Here is a 16,512-nt window from a genome sequence, read left to right as displayed (position 1 = left end):
GGACAGCACAATGCTCAGAAACGATATCCAATTCCCTTTCGGCGCCGTCTATTTCCGCAAATCCAATCCGCCGCGCGACGATTGGGAACGCGACTACACAACCGCCAGCGAAGACGGCCTCAACATCTTCCGCCACTGGTTCATGTGGAGCGCGATCGAAGTGGCCCCCGGCGTCTACGACTGGGAAGAGTATGATCGCCAGCTCGATCTCGCCGCCAGGAACGGTATCAAGACCGTTATCGCCGAACTCATCCATGCCGTGCCGGACTGGGCGGTGCGCAAATATGCCGATGCACTGCAGGTCAATGCCGACGGCACCAAGCTCGGCTCTTATATGGGCGTCTCGGCCGCAACCGGCGGCTTTTCCAATAATGGCGGTGGCGCCGGTGCGCTGACGCTGAATTGCCCGGAGGTGAAGGAAGCAGCCGGCAAGTTCCTCACCGCGCTCGCCACCCGCTATAAGGACCATCCGGCGATCTACGGCTACGACGTCTGGAACGAGGTCAATTATTCCGCCGATGTCGACTACAGCAGCTATGCAAAGGCCGCCTTCCGCAAGTGGCTGGAGAAGAAATACGGCGGCCTGAAAGTTCTCGCCAAAGCCTGGCACCGCTACAGCTATGCCGAATGGGAGGATATCGAGCCGCCGGTCCATATGGCGCCCTACCCTGAATGCATCGACTGGCTGCAGTTCAAGCGCGACAATTTCTATGACCAAATGCAGTGGCGCATTGATACGATCCGCGCGGTCGATCAGAAGAATGTCATCGCCGCTCACGGCATTTCTGGCGCAATCCCGAACATGGCCGCCAATGGCTGCGATGACTGGCTCGCCGCCTCCAAGGTTGAAATCTACGGCTTCACCTGGATCCAGGCCCGCAAAGGCACCGAACCCTGGAAGACCTGGTACGGCGTCGATATCAACCGCGCCGCCGCCCGCGGCAAGCCCTTCTGGCACGCAGAGCGTCAGGGCGGTCCGCTCTGGCTGCAGCCGCAAGTGATTGGCCGCGACAAGGAAGACGGCCGTGTCGCCGAGCCCGAGGATATCCGCATCTGGAGCATGACCTCCTTTGCCGGCGGCGCGCGTGGTGTGCTGAACCTGCGCTGGCGCCCGTTGCTCGATGGCCCGCTCTTCGGTGCCTTTGGCGCCTATGGTATGGACGGCAGCCGCACGCCGCGCTCCGACATGCAGAGCGCCATGGCGAAATGGGCGAACGACCCTGCGCAAAAGGCACTCTGGGACGCGAAGCCGGTGCGAGGCGAGGTCGGCATTCTCGTGGTCCCCGAAACGCAGGAATGGGATTACCTGCTGAACTACGACCGCAAGGAAAAGCCTTATCCGGAAGCCATGTGGGGCGCCTACCGCGCCTTCCTCGGCCAGGGATTGCAACCGGACTGGGTGCATATCGATGATATCGATGCCTACAACTTCCTCTATTTCCCTTACCCGATTATGTTCACCGCCGAGCAGGCGGCGCGCCTGAAAGCCTGGGTAGAAAAGGGCGGCACGCTGATTGCCGAAGCCTGCCCCGGTTACTTCGGTGACCGCGGCCATGTCGGCCAAGTGCAGCCGAATATGGGGCTCGACGAGGTCTTCGGTGCGCGTGAGGAAGAAGTGGAATTCATGCCCGATATCGGCGACCGCATCCACTTCAAGTTCGATGATACGGCTGTTGACGGTGGCGGTCTCCTCCAGTCCTACCGCCTGACCGGCGGCACCGGCCGCGGCACTTTCGATGGCGGCCGTCTAGCCGTCGTCGAAAACCGCTTCGGCAAGGGCCGCACCCTGCTGATCGGCACCAACCCCTCGGTCGCCTTCTACCGCACCGACGGCAAGGCCAATGCCGCCTTCTTCGCCGAATTGGTGAAATGGAGCGGCAGGACCCGTCATGTGACGCTATCCAACGACGCGGTCTTCGCCCGCATCCACAAGGGCGAGAAGGGCAGCTTCCTCTGGCTGGTCAACCCGACGCGCAAGGCGCAGACGACAACAGTCAGCCTTGCCGAAGGAAAACTCTCCGGCAGCAAGCCCGCCTGGCCAGTGGAATACGGCTACGATGTAAATCGTATTGAGGTGCCGGCCCGAGACGTACTGATCCTGCCGCTCGCGTAACTAGCGGGCGGCGAGCTGCTCGACCCAACCGCCTTCCGAAAGCGCGGTTCGGTCGAGTTGGCTCTCGATGCGGCCGGCCTGCATCAGCACGGCACGGTCGCACATATGCGCGACAACGCCGGGATCGTGGCTGACGAGCACGAAGGTCATGCCATGCGAGGCCTTCAGGTCGTTCAGCAGGTTCAGGATCTCAGCCTGAACCGAAACATCGAGCGCCGAGGTCGGCTCATCGAGCAAAAGCAGCTTCGGCTTCAGAAGCAGAGCGCGAGCAATTGCCACGCGCTGCCGCTGCCCGCCGGAGAGCTGATGCGGATAGCGCCCCGCTGCGGCGGCCGGCAGGCCAACCTGATCAAGCGCGATGCGCACTTCTTCCTCGACATGGCGGGTGCCACGCAGCGACAAGGGCTCGCCAAGAATGCGAGAGATCCGATGGCGCGGATGCAACGAAGAATAGGGATCCTGAAACACCATTTGAATGTTGGATCGCAAGGCCCCGGTGATCTTGTGCTCCGGCCGCAATGCCTCATCGAAAACCGTGATGGAGCCCTGCCAATTGGTATTCAGTCCGGCAACGGCACGCAGCACCGTCGTCTTGCCACAGCCGGAGGGACCGATCAGCCCGAATGTCTCTCCAGGCGCAACCGCGAAGCTTACGCTACGCACGGCAGTGAAACCCTTGCTGCTGCCCTGGAAACTCACCGAGAGATCGGAAACGGCAAGTGCGCTCATGCCTCGTCTCCGTAAACCGGCAGGCGTGTTCCGTAGGTCGCGGCAGACGGCCGAGCCACCCAGAGTGCCCGCGTATAATCCGATTTTGCATTGGCAAGATCGACCGATGCCATTTGCTCCTCGATCCTTCCGTGACGCATGACCATGACGCGGTTGGCATAGCGAGAGACCTGCTGCAGGTCATGGCTGATGAGCAATAGTCCCATGCCGAGTTCTTCGGTAAGCGACCGCAGCAGCGTGAGAATCTGGTCCTGCAGGCCGCGATCGAGCGCCGAGGTGGGTTCATCGGCGATGAGTAACTTCGGTTGGTTAATCAGCATGGCCGCGATCATTGCGCGCTGTCCCATGCCGCCGGAAAGGGCAGCTGGATAACTCGAATAAACCCGCTTTGGATCGAGCAGCCCAACCTTATCCAGCATGTCGAGCGCCCGCTCGCGCCGCTCGGCGGCAGAAAGCTCCGTGTGCAGAAGCAACGCCTCTTCCACTTGCCGACCAACCTTATGCGCAGGGTTCAGCGAATATTTCGGATCTTGCAGGATCAAGCCAAGGCCGCTGCCGCGCAGTCTGTTCCAGCCGGAGGCAGAAAGCGTCATCAGCTCCTGCCCATCGAAGACGAGACGTCTTGCGCGCGCTTCCGCCCGGCGCGGCAACAAACCCATGATCGCTCGCCCCGTCATCGACTTGCCAGAGCCGGATTCGCCAACGAGCGCCACGACCTCACGCCCGACCGAAAAGGAGATACCGTCGACGACGCGCACGGGCCCAGTCTCTGATGGAAAGGCGATCGACAGATCCTCGACAGAAAGCAGCGGCTCAGTCATTACGCGGATCCAGAATATCGCGCAGGCCGTCGGCCAGAAGATTGAAGGCGAAGGAGGTAATCAGAATGGCAAAGCCGGGTACAGCCGCCACCCACCACTGATCGAAAATCACCTGCGTTCCCTCAGAGACCATCGAGCCCCATTCCGCCGTGGGTGGACGAACACCAAGCCCCAGGAAACCAAGACCAGCGGCAGCAAGGATGATGCCCGAGAGATCAAGCGCCAGACGGATGATCGCTGAAGGCAGCACCAGCGGCAGGATATGCCCCCAGAGCAGCCGCACGCCGCGAATGCCGACCATCTCGGCAGCCGCAAGATAATCGCTGCGCTGCAGCGCCGCCGTCTCGACGCGCGCCTGCCGGGCATAGGCTGGCCAGCTTGTCAGCGCCAGTGCCAGCGCGCCATTGATCAATCCCGGCCCCATGATGGCGACGAAAGCGAAAGCGAGCAGCAAGCGTGGGAAGGACATGACGATATCGGTGAGCCGCATCAGCAGGCGCTCAGTGATGCCGCCGAAGAACCCCGAGAGGATGCCGACGAGAATGCCGAGCGGCGCCATCAGTAGCATCACGACAAGCACGAGCAGCAGCGTCGGCCGCGCACCGTAGATGATCCGCGACAGAATATCCCGCCCGAAGCCATCCGTGCCGAGCCAGTGCGCAGCACTCGGCGGCATCAGTCGATTGGCAGTTTCCTGCAGGTTCGGATCATAGGGCGCAATCAAGGGTGCCAGCAGGGCAAGCGCCAAAATGACGAGAACCACTGCGCTGCCCGCCGCGGCCGAGGGAGAATGGAGTACGCGCCGCAGGAATGATGGCCCGCCGAGCGGCGCCTGGACGATCACGCTCATCGCTTCTTCCCCGCTTCCAGCCGTGCCACGCCGAGATCAGTCAGCGCGTTGAGAAGCACGAAGGAGGCACCGACGACGAGCGTGGCCCCGAGGATTGCCGGCATGTCGCCGGCAAACATCGCCGTCGTCAGGTAGCGGCCGATGCCCGGCCATGCAAATACCGTCTCAGTCAAGACAGCACCTTCCAACAGGCTGGCATAGGAAAGCGCAATCACGGTAAGCAGCGTGCCGGAGACATTCGGCAGGATATGAACGAAGACGATGCGGCCAAGACTCGCGCCCTTGGCCCGCGCGGTCGTCACATATTCCTGCCCAAGCTCGGTCAGGATCGCAGCGCGCGTCAGCCGCGAAATCGCAGCGAGCGCATGGAAGGCAAGTACGATCGCCGGTAGCGCCAGATGCGCCATCGCATCGCGGAAAGCTCCCGCCTTGCCGGAGATCCACGTATCGATCAGCGCAAAGCCGGTGACGGATTTGACGGTATATTGAAACACGACATCGGCCCTACCCGGTCCCGGTGCCCAATGCAGGTGTGCATAAAACAGGAGCAGCATCAACAGGCCGAGCCAGAAAATCGGCACGGAATAGCCGAAGAGCGAAACGAAACGTGCAAGACCGTCAAGCCATGTCCCCTGCCGCATGGCGGCTGCAATGCCGAGCGCAAGCCCGATGCCCGCGCCAAGGATGATCGCCGCTGTCGCAAGCTCGATGGTTGCTGGAAAGGTGCGGGAAATATCCTTTGCCACAGGCTGGCCGGTCGAGATGGACTGACCGAAATTGCCGGATAGAGCGGTCTCGACATAGCGGAAAAACTGCACCGGCAGCGGCTGATCCAGCCCAAGCTCCAGTCGTGCCTGCTCATAGGTGGACTGGCTGGCATGATCGCCGACGAGCTGCAGTGCCGGATCGATCGGCGAAAGCCGCGTCATCGCAAAGGTGACCAGCGCCAGCCCGAAGAGCGTCAGCACAAATGACCACAGCCATTTCGAAAGCGGCCAGACGAACGACAACTCCCGCCAGCTGTTGCGCTGGCGGGAGTTGCTCATGTCGGCTTTATCGATCGTTGCCGGTTGCGGCACTTATTTTGCTACCTTGTCATAATAGACCTGGTCCGCATTGAGACCTTGGGCATAGTTCTTCACCTTGTCGCTTAGCACGACCTGGTCATTGCCTTGAAGCATGAAAACGAAGGGCGAGCTTGCCTGGATCTTCTTCTGCAGATCCTGATAGAGCGAGGCCCGCTTGGCGGCATCCTGCTCCTTGACGGCTGAAAGCGTCTCGTCTGTCAGTTCAGGGATCACCCAGCCGGCCTGCTTCGCAACGGTGTTGGCCGAGTTGTCCTTGTTGATGGCGAAGGCGCTGGCATTGGAGTGAGCGTCGAAATAATCCGGGATCCAGTAGCGCAGCGTCATTTCGAACTTGCCAGCGCGGCCGCGCGCATAGATGTCGCTCGCCACGCCCGGCTGGATGTCGAGCGTGATGCCGGCCTGGGCGAAGGTAGACTGCAGCGACTGAGCGATCGACAGGAATGGCTGGTCGTTGAAGACGATGAATTCGATCTTGAACGGCGTCTTGATACCGCCATCGGCGAGGATCTTTTTGGCCTTCTCGACATCGAGCTTGAAGGGTGTGTCGCTGAGCGCGCCGGGGAAACCGTTCGGCAGGAAGGCCTGGTGAACGCTGCTCTGGCCACGCAGCAGGTTCTTTGTGATGCCGTCATAATCGACGAGATAACGTGCCGCTTCCCAGAAAGCCGGGTTGCCGAGCGTCGGGTTCGCCTTGCTGTTCAGCAGGATATAGTCCTGCCGGGCCGAGGGAACGGAGAGCACCTTGATACCGCTCTTGTCCTTCAGCGCTTCGATCTGATCGGCAGACAGGCCACGAGCGATATCGGCATCGCCCTGCTCGACGAGCAAGCGGCGGGCGCCGACGTCAGGCACGTTGCGGATGATGACACTTTCGAGGGTTGGCTTGTCGGAGGAATTCGCATTGGCCTGCAGCACCAGCGCTTCATGCGGCGTGTAGGTGGCGATCGTGTAGGCGCCGCTGCCGGCTGAATTGGTCTTCAGCCAGCCATTGCCGAAATCATTGTCCTTGGACTGCGCCGAAACTGTCTCTTCATCGACGATGGAGGCGATCGGCGCCGTCAGGATCGACAGCGCGAAGCCGGAGCCGACGTCGGCCGTCCAGGTGAGCTTGACGTGCTTGTCGTCTACCTTGGTGATGCCAGCATCGACGTTCTCGGCCTTCCAGCCGAGTTCGTTGAGGATGAAAGCCGGCGATTTGTTGAGCTTCACCGCGCGCGTCAGCGAGAAGATCACGTCCTCAGGGCGAACCGGATTGCCGGAGGCGAACTTGGCATCGGCAAGCGTAAAGGTCAGGCTTTTGCCATCGCTGCCGGCCTCCCAGGAAGCTGCAAGTGCCGGCTCGATCTTCGTGCCGTCGTCGCGATTGGACTGCACCAGACGCTGATAAAGGTTGTTGAACGACTGAACGGTGGTCAACTCGAAGCCTTCGGCGGGGTCGAAGCTGACGGCATCGTCGATCGACTGGGCAACGACGAGTACGTTCGGCGGCGTTTCAGCGTGAACGGCCGGCGCGCTGAAAGCCAGCGCCAGGCTGAAAACGGTGCCGAGCAGCTTGGCACGGCTGGTGATGATGGACATGGAAAACTCCCCTCGGGTGATGAAACTTCAGTTAGCGCCTTCGGCAAAAGCCTCAAGCTCGGGATCGAAATCGACCTCGATGACATTATTGAAAACGGCAGTGGCAATCATGATGCCCGCAAAGGCGACGAGATCGACGAGCACCTTGGTGTCGTAGCGCGCCTTCAATTCGGGCCAGAGATCGGCAGGAATGGCATTGGAATCGACGACGATGGCTGTGCCGAAACGTTTAAGCAGAGATTCGGTCTCGCTCAGTTCCAGGGCATCTGGGTTAAAGCCGCTATTGATGAGCGCCCGGCGGAAGAAGGTGATGGCGATATCGGACTTCAACGCCTTGGAGATCGAATGCGAGAAGATCCAGATCTCGCGATCGTTAACGGCGGGGTTGAGTTCAGCCCGCAATGTGAACCATTCGGCGTAGATACGGTGCGCTGCCGGCGAATGCAGCAATGTCCGTTTCATATTGGTCATGCGGCCACGAACACGCATTTCCTCATCGTGCGCAACCCGAATCTCTTCGGAAGCGGTATCGTAATCGATCTGCGGAAGCTGGCTCATGCGGGTTGCTCTTTCTTTGTGCGATAGGAGGCTAGCGAGGTGGCAAGATATTGTGCAGTCCATATTCATCCAGCTTTTCAGCCTTTTGACGAAAAATATTCCGCCTGCCGGGACACCGCACAAACGAACTTTTCCCCACAGATATATCAGCATTTCGTATTCGACATTCTTGACATCAGCGCGCACAAACGACACGATGAAACCGGTTTCAATCGTACATAGGGAGTGATCGTGCGGTTCGACCTTTCGATCCTCTTGCCCCATCTGGGCTTTCTTGGTCAAGGCGCTCTGCTGACGGCGGAAGCCTGCGTGCTGGCATTGATCGGAAGCGTCGTCATGGGCGCCTTCGTCGCCATTGCCCGTACCTCTTCATCTGCCCTTCTGCGCAGGATTTCCTTCGTCTACGTCGATATCTTCCGCAACGTCCCCTTCATCGTGCAGCTGTTCTTCTTCTATTACGGCCTGCCCGAGATTGGCATCTATATCGATGCCTTCACGACGGGTGTCGTGGCATTATCGATTGCCGGCGGCGCCTATGCGTCCGACGTGATCCGTGCCGGCATTCTAGCGATCGATCCGGGCATCATCGAAGCCGCCGAAGTGAGCGGCCTGTCGCGCAGGGTGACCTTCACCAAGATCGTGCTGCCGATCGCGCTCAGAACCTCGGTTCGTCCGCTTGGCTCCGTGCTGATCAACATGATTCTCACATCGTCGATCCTTTCGACCATCACGCTCAACGAGCTGACCGGCTCGGCGCAGATCGTCGTTTCGCAGACCTACCGGCCCTTTGAGGTCTATGTCGTGCTGCTCGTCGTCTATGCTCTTCTGACCTATCTCGTCTCGCTCGGCATCGCCTTCCTCCATCGCCGCCTGAATCGCGACATGATGGAGGCCGTTGCCTGATGCGCTTTTCCGATTTCACGCCTTTCGATATCTGGTTGCTGCTGCAGGGTCTCGGCGTCAGCCTCGGCCTGTTTTTCTCGACGTCGCTGATCGGCCTCTTGATCGGCACATCATGGGCAATCTGCCGCTTCTACCGCGTACCGGTACTGACCTCGATCATCACCTTCTTTGCCGAACTCCTGAAGAACTCGCCCGTGCTGGTGCAGCTCTTCCTCGTCTTCTTCGGCCTGCCCGGCCTCTTCCATATCCGCATCACGCCGACGACGGCCGCGACCATCACGCTCTCGGCCAATACGGCAGCCTTCGTCTATGTCATCGCGGTCTCGGCAATCGAATCCATCGGCCGCGACCAGATCGAGGCAGCCCGTGTCTTCGGCCTCACCCGCTGGCAGGTGCTGCGCCATGTCGTGGCGCCGCAGGCCATGGCCTTCGCCATCGGCCCGATGACGGCACTGCTCGTCAACCAGCTGCAGGTGACCTCGCTGATCTCGGTCATTGGCGTCGTCGATCTCACCAAGATCGGCAACATCTTAAACCTGCGTACGCTAAAACCCTTCATCGTCTGGACGGTAGTCGGCCTGCTCTATTACGTCTGCGCCAAGCTGCTCGCATGGCTCGGCGCCCGCTTCGAAAACCGCCTCAGAGCGCATGCCGCCTGGAGAGGGCTCTGATATGCTCAAAGTAGAAAATGTCAAAAAGGCCTTCGGTCCGGTTACCGTTCTCGACGGCGTCAACCTCACCATCAATCCCGGCGAGGTCGTCTCCATTCTCGGCTCCTCCGGCTCCGGCAAATCGACGCTGATCCGCTGCATCAACGGCTTGGAGAAGTTGAACGGCGGCCACATCACCGTCGATGATTTTGACGTTGGCAAGCCGAAAGAACTGGCCGAAGCCCGCAAACGCTCGGCCACCGTCTTCCAGCTCTTCAATCTCTACCCACATATGACGGTGCTCGGAAACATCACACTGGCGCCGATCGAGGTGCTGAAGAAACCGCGCGCCGAAGCCGAAACCACGGCCCGCGCGCTGCTGAAATCCGTAGGCCTTGGTGACCGTGCGGATGCCTATCCCGCCCAGCTTTCCGGCGGCCAGCGCCAGCGCGTCGGCATCTGCCGCGCGCTCGCCATGCAGCCGCGCTATCTGCTGCTCGATGAAGTGACCAGCGCGCTCGATCCGGAGATGACGGCCGAAGTGCTGGCGATCCTCGCCAAGCTTGCGGCCGAGGGCACCACCATGCTCTTCGTCACCCACGAGATCGAATTCGCGCGGCAGATTTCCAACCGCATCGTGTTCCTCGACAAGGGCAAGCTGCTCGTCGATCTACCGACTGCGGATTTCTTCGCCGCCGAAGGCGGCATGGCTAACCCGCGTATCGCCCAGTTCCTGTCCAAAATGCGTAAAGATTAGAGGTATTCATGCTGCTCTTGGCCAATAAAGAAGCCTGGCCCGGTTTCCCGACGACGGTGCAGATGCTCCGCGAGGGCGCCATCAGCCTCGACGCCATGGTCGCCGGCATCAGCAAGGTGGAAAGCGAAGTCCAGGTGCGCAGCGTCGGTTACGGCGGCTGGCCGAATATGCTAGGCAACATGGAGCTCGACGCTGCCGTCATGGATGGCAATACCCGTGATGTCGGCACCGTCGGCGCCGTTCCGAACACCCTGCCGGTCGCCCGTCTCGCCCATGAAGTGATGAAGCGGCTGCCGCATGTGATGCTGACCGGCGACGGAGCCCGACGCTTCGCCAGTGAAATCGGGTTCTCCGAAGATGACGTGCTTTTCGAAGACAGCAAGCGCGTGTGGTGGGAAAGGCTGGAAAAGGAACTGTCGCCGGAAGAACTGGCGAAATTTCCCGATATTCCGCTGGCGCCGCTGAGCCGCGCCATCACCGACCCCGAGCGCGTGCGTGATACCACAGTCTTCCTCTCCGCTGACCGGACGCGCGGCATTCACGCAGCAACATCGACGTCGGGCTGGGCGTGGAAATATCCGGGCCGCCTCGGTGACAGCCCCATTCCTGGGGCCGGCTTCTATGCCGATAGCCGTTATGGCGCGGCCGCCTGCACCCATACCGGCGAGATGACCATGCGCTGTTCGACCGCACGCACCGTCGTCCTGGCGCTCAAATTCGGCTATTCGCTCTCCGACGCCGTCAAGCTGGCTGTCGAGGAGCTCAGGGAACTATCCTCCGGTTTCCTGGCTGGCGTGGTCATCCATGCCGTCGATGCCAAGGGGAACCACGAGGTCGTGAATTTCAGATGCGAGGGCGAGATCCGCTACTGGCTCTGGGAGGACTCGATGCCCGAACCGGAACTCCGGGCAGCGAAACAGGCATAATCAAGAGAGGGAAATGGAACCATGAAACGCATTCTCACAGCCATTGCCGCGCTGGCCGTCGTTGCCGGCTCTGCGCTTCCATCCTTTGCCGGCATGATCGACGACATCCGCTCGCGCGGCGTCGTACGCATCGGTGTATCGCTCGGCGGTGAGCCGATCGGTTTCCGCGACGCGCAGAACAATCCGGTCGGTTATGATGTCGATGTTGCCAACCGTCTGGCTGAAAAACTCGGCGTACCGGTCGAGTTCACCGACGTCTCGGGTGACGCCCGCATCTCCATGCTCGTCTCCGGCCAGATCGACGTGGCGATCGCCAATACCTCGGCCACGCTCGAGCGCGCCAAGGTCGTCAACTTCTCGATCCCCTATAACCGCGCCGGCCTGCGCGTCATCGTCCAGAAAGACGCCGGCATCAAGGAATTGAAGGATCTCGCAGGCAAGAAGGTCGTCGTCGGCCGCGGCACAACGGGTGAAACCTTCCTGAAGTCGTCCGTTCCAAATGCACAGCTCGTCTATGTCGACCAGTTTGCCCCCGATGGCGTCTTGCAGCTTCAGCAGAAACGCGTCGATGCCGCGATCGAGGATTCCTCGCTGCTCGACTACCTAGCCACCAAGAACCCGACGCTGGTCACCCTGGCTGGCCTCTATTCGAACGACCCGATCGGCATTGCCGTTGCCAAGGGCGATCCGGAATTCGTTCGCTGGCTCGACATGTTCGTCTCCGACTACATCCAGTCGGGCGCCTACGAAGCCAATTACAAGAAGTGGTGGGGTGCCGAAGCCAACCCGCCGGCTCTGAATCCGCAGTGGTAAGGTGATCTGACAGGCCGCCTCAGGGCGGCCTGTTTGTTATCAGGAGGTCAGGCGGGGAAAAAAGGTCGTCGGCACGATGACCGGCGGTTGGCCGGACCGGAAATCGCTGGGATTGGCGATGAAATCCACCATCTGCTCCACATAGGCGCCCTTGTCGTAGCCGATCGAGGAGATCGGATACGCATCGAAATCGGTGAGCGACAGATTGTCGAAGCCGTAGAGCCGGAAGCGCGTTGGCCGGTTGCCGGGAAAATCGGCCCGGCAGACATCGAGAATGCCCATGGCCATCGCATCCGACGTGCAGAAGATCGCATCCGGGCAATCCGCACCCGTCAGTACTGCCGCGGCCGCATGGCCGCTCTCATAGGAATAGTCGCCTTGCACCGTGCGCACCAGTTCTATGCCGTTCTTCGCGAAGGCCCGCTTGTAGGAGGCGATGCGCGCCTGCTCCATCGGCGAGGACGAACGTCCGGTGACAAGCCCCGCCCGCTTCACGCCCTTTGCCGCCGCATCGGCCACGGCCTCGGCGATGCCGCTGTCTTCATCGGGAATGACGACGGGCGAGAGATCGTCATGAAGACCGTTCAGCATGACGACGAGATCAGAGCGGAACATGCGCCGGACCGTGGGTGCATCCGCAAAATCGGAAAAGACCAGCGCCGCATCGACATGATAGGCGACACCATTGCGCAGGAATTCCTCGACGCGGGCGACCGAACCGATGCGGATCATGATGACCTGCTTGCCGATCGACTGGATCTGATCCAGCAGCCTGTCGAAAAGGTCGAGGTCGGAGAGATCATGGATATGGTTGACCACGACGGCGACGAGGTTGACTGTCTTGGTCGTCAGGCTCTGCGCCAGGAGATTCGGCTTGTAGCCAAGCTGGGCGGCCGCCTCGACTACGCGTTCGCGCTTGTCGGCAGAAACTGGCCGCGGCTCGTTGGACAGCGCCCGGCTGGCAACCGCGCGCGACACCCCGGCCAGCCGTGCAACATCGGCAATTGTCGGAGCGGCATCGCGGCCATTGTTCTGTGTCATATTCGAGCACTTCCCAACCTGTCATGGCGTGATAGCGCAGAGAAGCGCATCTTCGCTATCGGAAACTTGCAATCATCCACTTTCCTGGCACTGAAACCGGTGCCAACGCCACTTTTCGACTCGATGCCAGTTTGAATGGAGGAACCGCATGGCAATCACCCTCTCACCCGTAGCCCTGCCCGATTTCGGACCAATCGCCGCCGAACAACCACAGATCCCAGCACGAACCTATGACGCCCGCGCCGATGCCGCGCTGAAGGCCGCCGGAACCGACTGGCTCGTCGTCTACGCCGACCGCGAGCACTTCGGCAACATCATGTTCCTCTCCGGCTTCGAGCCGCGCTTCGAGGAAGCCTTGCTGTTGCTGGGTCCCAAGGGAAAGCGGGTGATCATTACCGGCAATGAATCCGAGAGCTATACGGTGCTTGCCCGCCTGCCAAGCATAGAGGTGCTGCGCGCCCAGACCTTCAGTCTGATGGGTCAAGACAGAACGCAGAACCCACGCCTTGCCGACCGTCTCAGGGATGCCGGCGTCGGTAAAGGCGACAGCATCGGCCTCGTTGGCTGGAAATATCTGTCGGCGGAAGAGGACGAAGACCACGCAAACTGCTTCTTCGTGCCGGATTTCATCGTCTCCGTCCTGCGGCGCCTCGCCGGTAGCGTCACTGATGCAACGTCTGTCCTGATGCATCCGGAAAACGGATTGCGCTCGGTCGTCGATGTCGATCAACTCGCCGCCTTCGAATGGGCCTCCGTCCGCTGCTCGCGCGCGCTCTGGCGCGTCGTCTCAGGCGTTCGCGAAGGCGACAGTGAATTCGAAGCGCTCGGCCGGCTCGGCTACGAAGGCGATCCACTGAATGTCCACACCATGTTCGCCTCCGTCAGTAAGGGCGAAAGCATCGTTGGCCTGCGCAGCCCGACGGCGCGAAGGATGAAGAAGGGCGACGGCGTCACGACAGCACTCGGTTACTGGGGTGCCCTCTCCTCTCGCGCCGGCCTGCTGACCGATCATGACGAGGTCTTCCTCAAACCCGCCAAGGCCTATTTCGAAGCTTTGATCACATGGTACGAGACGGCCGATATTGGCACGACCGGAGGCGATCTCTTCACCGCGGTCACCGAGAAACTGAAATCCGCCGGCCTGAATTCGGCCCTCAACCCCGGCCATCTCGGCAGCCATGAGGAATGGCTGCATTCGCCTACCCGCCCGGGCTCGACCGAACGCCTGCGCTCCGGCATGCCCTTCCAGGTGGATGTCATTCCGGTGCCGATGCCCGCCGGCTGGGCGCTGAACTGCGAGGATACGATTGCCTTTGCCGATGCCGATCTACGCGATGCCATCCGCACTCGCTATCCGGAAATGCATGCCCGCGTCATCGCCCGCCGCGCCTTTATGGCGAACAAGCTCGGCGTTGCTCTGAAAGACAGCATCCTGCCGCTTTCGGATGCGCCACTCTATCTGCCGCCATTCTGGCTGAGAGCAAACCATGTGCTGATTCGCGAATGATGATAACGGACCGGCAGCCCTTGGCCGCCGGTCTCGCCTTGCTTAGATTGCCCTCAAAGCAGGAGAAGCGGCATGGGCGACGATCACGACCACAAGCACATCGACTGGCGCGAACACGGCGTCAAAGTCATCCCCGGCAATGCGCTCGATCCAAATACGGCCCAGACGCCGGGCATGAACCGCGCGACCGCGATCAACAATGCACGCGCGGGCGCCGAGAAGATCTGGGCCGGCACGGTGACGATCCATGCCAATGCCAAGACCGGCGCTCATCATCACGGCGATCTCGAAAGCATCATCTATGTGGTGAAGGGCAAGGCCCGCATGCGCTGGGGCGAAAAGCTCGAATTCACTGCCGAAGCCGGCCCCGGCGACTTCATCTATGTGCCGCCCTTCGTGCCGCATCAGGAAATCAATGCCAGCCGCGATGAGACGCTGGAATGCGTGCTCGTGCGCTCAGGCCAGGAACCTGTCGTCGTGAATCTCGATATTGAACCGGCCGAGAAGCCAGAAAACGTGCCGTGGATCGACCCGATTCACCGGCATTAAGCGTAGGTTTTCAGGCTGCGGCGAGGATCATCGCCGCGCCCTTCTCGGCCACCATCATCGTCGGCGCATTGATATTGCCTGCCGTGATGTTGGGGAAGACCGAGGCATCGACGATCCTGAGCCCGCTGATGCCGTGCACCTTCAGGGAAGCATCGACGACGGATGTCGTCTCATCCGGCCCCATCGCAGCCGATCCGCAAAGATGATAGATCGAACCGGAATTGCCCCGGAAATAAGTCAGCAATTCCTCGTCGGTCCGAGCCTCTGCCGAAGGCGGCATCTCCATTTTGGTAATGGCCCGGAGCGCCGGCGCTTCCATGATCCGCCGCACAAGCCTGCTGCCCTGGATCACCTCTTCCTCGTCATGGACGGTGCCGAGGTAGTTCGGCCGGATCTGTGGCGCATCCGTAAGTTCGGGAGAGACGATGTTGATCGAACCGCGGCTTGTCGGCCGGCAGGAATTGAAGGCCAGCAGGAAGCCCGAATAGGGCTCCGGCTTCAGCCCTGCCTTCGGATCCGTCGGGATGCGATAGGAAAGCGGGTTGAAATAGAGCTGGATATTCGGCCGCTTTTCCTCCGGGCTCCCACGCAGGAAGGCACCTGCCTGGTTGACACTAAGCGCCAGCGGCCCCCGTCGTGTCAGGATATAACGCAAGGCCTGCCGCGCCTGCCCGAAGATCGTGCCGAGTTCGTCATTCAGCGTCGGTACGGTGGAACGATAATAGAAGCTGGCGCAAAGATGATCCTGCAGGTTTTTGCCGACCGCCGGCAGATGCCGGATGAGCGGAATCCCGAGGGATTGCAGATGCGCACCGTCGCCGATACCCGAAAGCTGCAACAGCTTCGGCGTATCGACCGCACCGGCCGAGAGGATCACTTCATTCCGCGCCGAATAGCTGGTGATGCCGCCCGGTCCGATCACCTCGACACCGGTTGCGCGGGCTTCCGCATCAACGAGAACGCGGCGCACACGGCTATGGCGCAGGATCGCCAGATTGGGGCGCCCAAGTGCCGGGCGCAGATAGGCGAGCGACGAAGAAGAGCGCACACCGTTCCTCGTATTGATGTCGTATATGCCGGCGCCTTCGATGCTCTCGCCGTTGAAATCCCCATTCAGCGGCAGCTGCAACTCGGCGCAGGCCTCCAGAAAGCGGTCGGTGATCGCATGCGACTGGCCACGCATCGGTGTGACGTGGATCGGCCCGGCGCCGCCATGATACTTACTCTCGCCGCCCGCATGGGTCTCCAGCTTGCGGAAGAAGGGCAGTACGTCTTCATAGCCCCAGCCGAGATTCCCGGCCGCCTTCCAGTCGTCGAAATCGTCAGCCGCGCCGCGCACGAAGATCATCGCATTGATGGAACCCGAACCGCCCTGAACCTTGCCGCGCGGCGCATAGATCCGCCGGCCGTTGAGTGCGACCTCCGGTTCGCTCCAGTACATCCAGTTGACCTTTGGATCGTAGTAGGAGCGCGCATAGCCCACCGGGATGCGAAACCACGGCGAATTGTCATTGCCGCCGGCTTCGATCAGCAGCACGTTGTGCCTGCCGCTCTCGCTGAGGCGCGCGGCCAGAATGCAGCCGGCCGAACCGGCGCCGACGATGATATAGTCGTATGTTGTCATCTTCG

Annotated in this window: 16 protein-coding genes; 8 read left to right on the top strand and 8 right to left on the bottom strand. The window is 60.9% G+C overall.

Annotated elements, in window-relative coordinates; genetic code table 11:
• The first annotated feature begins 10 nt into the window (after positions 1-10).
• Positions 11-2,113, top strand: coding sequence for a beta-galactosidase (locus EV281_RS12020; protein ID WP_132653334.1), 2,103 nt, complete (start codon positions 11-13; stop codon positions 2,111-2,113).
• Here the strand turns inward: EV281_RS12020 and EV281_RS12015 are convergent, their stop codons facing one another.
• Genes EV281_RS12015 through EV281_RS11990 form a run of 6 tightly spaced genes read right to left on the bottom strand, consistent with a single transcriptional unit; the run spans position 2,114 to position 7,737 of the window.
• Complete coding sequence (locus tag EV281_RS12015) at positions 2,114-2,842, bottom strand: ABC transporter ATP-binding protein (RefSeq protein WP_132653333.1); 729 nt, start codon at positions 2,840-2,842, stop codon at positions 2,114-2,116. It lies immediately after the preceding gene.
• Complete coding sequence (locus EV281_RS12010) at positions 2,839-3,663, bottom strand: ABC transporter ATP-binding protein (RefSeq protein WP_132653332.1); 825 nt, start codon at positions 3,661-3,663, stop codon at positions 2,839-2,841. Before EV281_RS12010 ends, EV281_RS12015 begins: the two co-directional genes overlap by 4 nt.
• A complete protein-coding gene (locus EV281_RS12005; protein WP_132653331.1) occupies positions 3,656-4,513 on the bottom strand; it encodes an ABC transporter permease in 858 nt (285 codons plus the stop codon). The genes EV281_RS12010 and EV281_RS12005 overlap by 8 nt, the downstream gene beginning before the upstream one ends.
• A complete protein-coding gene (locus EV281_RS12000; RefSeq protein WP_132653330.1) occupies positions 4,510-5,592 on the bottom strand; it encodes an ABC transporter permease in 1,083 nt (360 codons plus the stop codon). Before EV281_RS12000 ends, EV281_RS12005 begins: the two co-directional genes overlap by 4 nt.
• Positions 5,593-7,179, bottom strand: a complete 1,587-nt coding sequence (locus EV281_RS11995; RefSeq protein WP_132653329.1) for an ABC transporter substrate-binding protein — start codon at positions 7,177-7,179, stop codon at positions 5,593-5,595.
• Between the two features lie 27 nt (positions 7,180-7,206).
• Positions 7,207-7,737, bottom strand: coding sequence for a hypothetical protein (locus EV281_RS11990; protein ID WP_132653328.1), 531 nt, complete (start codon positions 7,735-7,737; stop codon positions 7,207-7,209).
• Between the two features lie 231 nt (positions 7,738-7,968).
• Between EV281_RS11990 and EV281_RS11985 the strand changes: the two genes are divergently transcribed.
• The 5 genes from EV281_RS11985 to EV281_RS11965 are packed head-to-tail and all read left to right on the top strand — an operon-like array spanning position 7,969 to position 11,786.
• Complete coding sequence (locus EV281_RS11985; RefSeq protein ID WP_132653327.1) at positions 7,969-8,640, top strand: amino acid ABC transporter permease; 672 nt, start codon at positions 7,969-7,971, stop codon at positions 8,638-8,640.
• On the top strand, positions 8,640-9,311 hold the full coding sequence (locus tag EV281_RS11980) for an amino acid ABC transporter permease (protein WP_132653326.1): 672 nt from the start codon (positions 8,640-8,642) through the stop codon (positions 9,309-9,311). The genes EV281_RS11985 and EV281_RS11980 overlap by 1 nt, the downstream gene beginning before the upstream one ends.
• A gap of 1 nt (position 9,312) precedes the next feature.
• On the top strand, positions 9,313-10,047 hold the full coding sequence (locus EV281_RS11975; RefSeq protein ID WP_132653325.1) for an amino acid ABC transporter ATP-binding protein: 735 nt from the start codon (positions 9,313-9,315) through the stop codon (positions 10,045-10,047).
• 8 nt (positions 10,048-10,055) lie between these two features.
• Positions 10,056-10,973 (top strand): N(4)-(beta-N-acetylglucosaminyl)-L-asparaginase, encoded by a 918-nt coding sequence (locus EV281_RS11970; protein WP_132653324.1) that lies wholly within the window; start codon positions 10,056-10,058, stop codon positions 10,971-10,973.
• A gap of 21 nt (positions 10,974-10,994) precedes the next feature.
• Positions 10,995-11,786, top strand: coding sequence for a transporter substrate-binding domain-containing protein (locus EV281_RS11965; protein ID WP_132653323.1), 792 nt, complete (start codon positions 10,995-10,997; stop codon positions 11,784-11,786).
• A gap of 39 nt (positions 11,787-11,825) precedes the next feature.
• Here EV281_RS11965 and EV281_RS11960 read toward each other — a convergent pair whose 3' ends face one another.
• On the bottom strand, positions 11,826-12,827 hold the full coding sequence (locus EV281_RS11960) for a LacI family DNA-binding transcriptional regulator (RefSeq protein WP_132653322.1): 1,002 nt from the start codon (positions 12,825-12,827) through the stop codon (positions 11,826-11,828).
• Between the two features lie 148 nt (positions 12,828-12,975).
• Here EV281_RS11960 and EV281_RS11955 point away from each other — a divergent pair, with 148 nt between their 5' ends.
• Positions 12,976-14,334 (top strand): M24 family metallopeptidase, encoded by a 1,359-nt coding sequence (locus EV281_RS11955; RefSeq protein WP_132653321.1) that lies wholly within the window; start codon positions 12,976-12,978, stop codon positions 14,332-14,334.
• A gap of 72 nt (positions 14,335-14,406) precedes the next feature.
• The gene (locus tag EV281_RS11950) at positions 14,407-14,883 is read left to right on the top strand and encodes a cupin domain-containing protein (RefSeq protein ID WP_132653320.1); all 477 of its coding nucleotides are present in this window, start codon (positions 14,407-14,409) and stop codon (positions 14,881-14,883) included.
• A 10-nt stretch (positions 14,884-14,893) separates the two neighbouring features.
• On the opposite strand, the gene EV281_RS11945 is transcribed toward EV281_RS11950, so the two are convergent.
• A complete protein-coding gene (locus EV281_RS11945; RefSeq protein WP_132653319.1) occupies positions 14,894-16,507 on the bottom strand; it encodes a GMC family oxidoreductase N-terminal domain-containing protein in 1,614 nt (537 codons plus the stop codon).
• Positions 16,508-16,512 lie beyond the last annotated feature (5 nt).

Source organism: Rhizobium sp. BK418 (genome assembly GCF_004341105.1).
Taxonomy (GTDB): domain Bacteria; phylum Pseudomonadota; class Alphaproteobacteria; order Rhizobiales; family Rhizobiaceae; genus Rhizobium.
Note: the sequence above shows the minus strand (reverse complement) of the source record. Positions and strands in the feature narration are given on the sequence as shown.

What these genes read in the sequence shown, in the direction of transcription:
- EV281_RS11950 (WP_132653320.1), top strand. Translation starts at nt 14,407, where the DNA reads ATGGGCGACGATCACGACCACAAGCACATCGACTGGCGCGAACACGGC.
- EV281_RS11995 (WP_132653329.1), bottom strand. Translation starts at nt 7,179, where the DNA reads ATGTCCATCATCACCAGCCGTGCCAAGCTGCTCGGCACCGTTTTCAGC.
- EV281_RS11970 (WP_132653324.1), top strand. Translation starts at nt 10,056, where the DNA reads ATGCTGCTCTTGGCCAATAAAGAAGCCTGGCCCGGTTTCCCGACGACG.
- EV281_RS12020 (WP_132653334.1), top strand. Translation starts at nt 11, where the DNA reads ATGCTCAGAAACGATATCCAATTCCCTTTCGGCGCCGTCTATTTCCGC.
- EV281_RS11965 (WP_132653323.1), top strand. Translation starts at nt 10,995, where the DNA reads ATGAAACGCATTCTCACAGCCATTGCCGCGCTGGCCGTCGTTGCCGGC.
- EV281_RS11960 (WP_132653322.1), bottom strand. Translation starts at nt 12,827, where the DNA reads ATGACACAGAACAATGGCCGCGATGCCGCTCCGACAATTGCCGATGTT.
- EV281_RS11980 (WP_132653326.1), top strand. Translation starts at nt 8,640, where the DNA reads ATGCGCTTTTCCGATTTCACGCCTTTCGATATCTGGTTGCTGCTGCAG.
- EV281_RS12015 (WP_132653333.1), bottom strand. Translation starts at nt 2,842, where the DNA reads ATGAGCGCACTTGCCGTTTCCGATCTCTCGGTGAGTTTCCAGGGCAGC.
- EV281_RS12010 (WP_132653332.1), bottom strand. Translation starts at nt 3,663, where the DNA reads ATGACTGAGCCGCTGCTTTCTGTCGAGGATCTGTCGATCGCCTTTCCA.
- EV281_RS11955 (WP_132653321.1), top strand. Translation starts at nt 12,976, where the DNA reads ATGGCAATCACCCTCTCACCCGTAGCCCTGCCCGATTTCGGACCAATC.
- EV281_RS11975 (WP_132653325.1), top strand. Translation starts at nt 9,313, where the DNA reads ATGCTCAAAGTAGAAAATGTCAAAAAGGCCTTCGGTCCGGTTACCGTT.
- EV281_RS12005 (WP_132653331.1), bottom strand. Translation starts at nt 4,513, where the DNA reads ATGAGCGTGATCGTCCAGGCGCCGCTCGGCGGGCCATCATTCCTGCGG.
- EV281_RS11945 (WP_132653319.1), bottom strand. Translation starts at nt 16,507, where the DNA reads ATGACAACATACGACTATATCATCGTCGGCGCCGGTTCGGCCGGCTGC.
- EV281_RS11990 (WP_132653328.1), bottom strand. Translation starts at nt 7,737, where the DNA reads ATGAGCCAGCTTCCGCAGATCGATTACGATACCGCTTCCGAAGAGATT.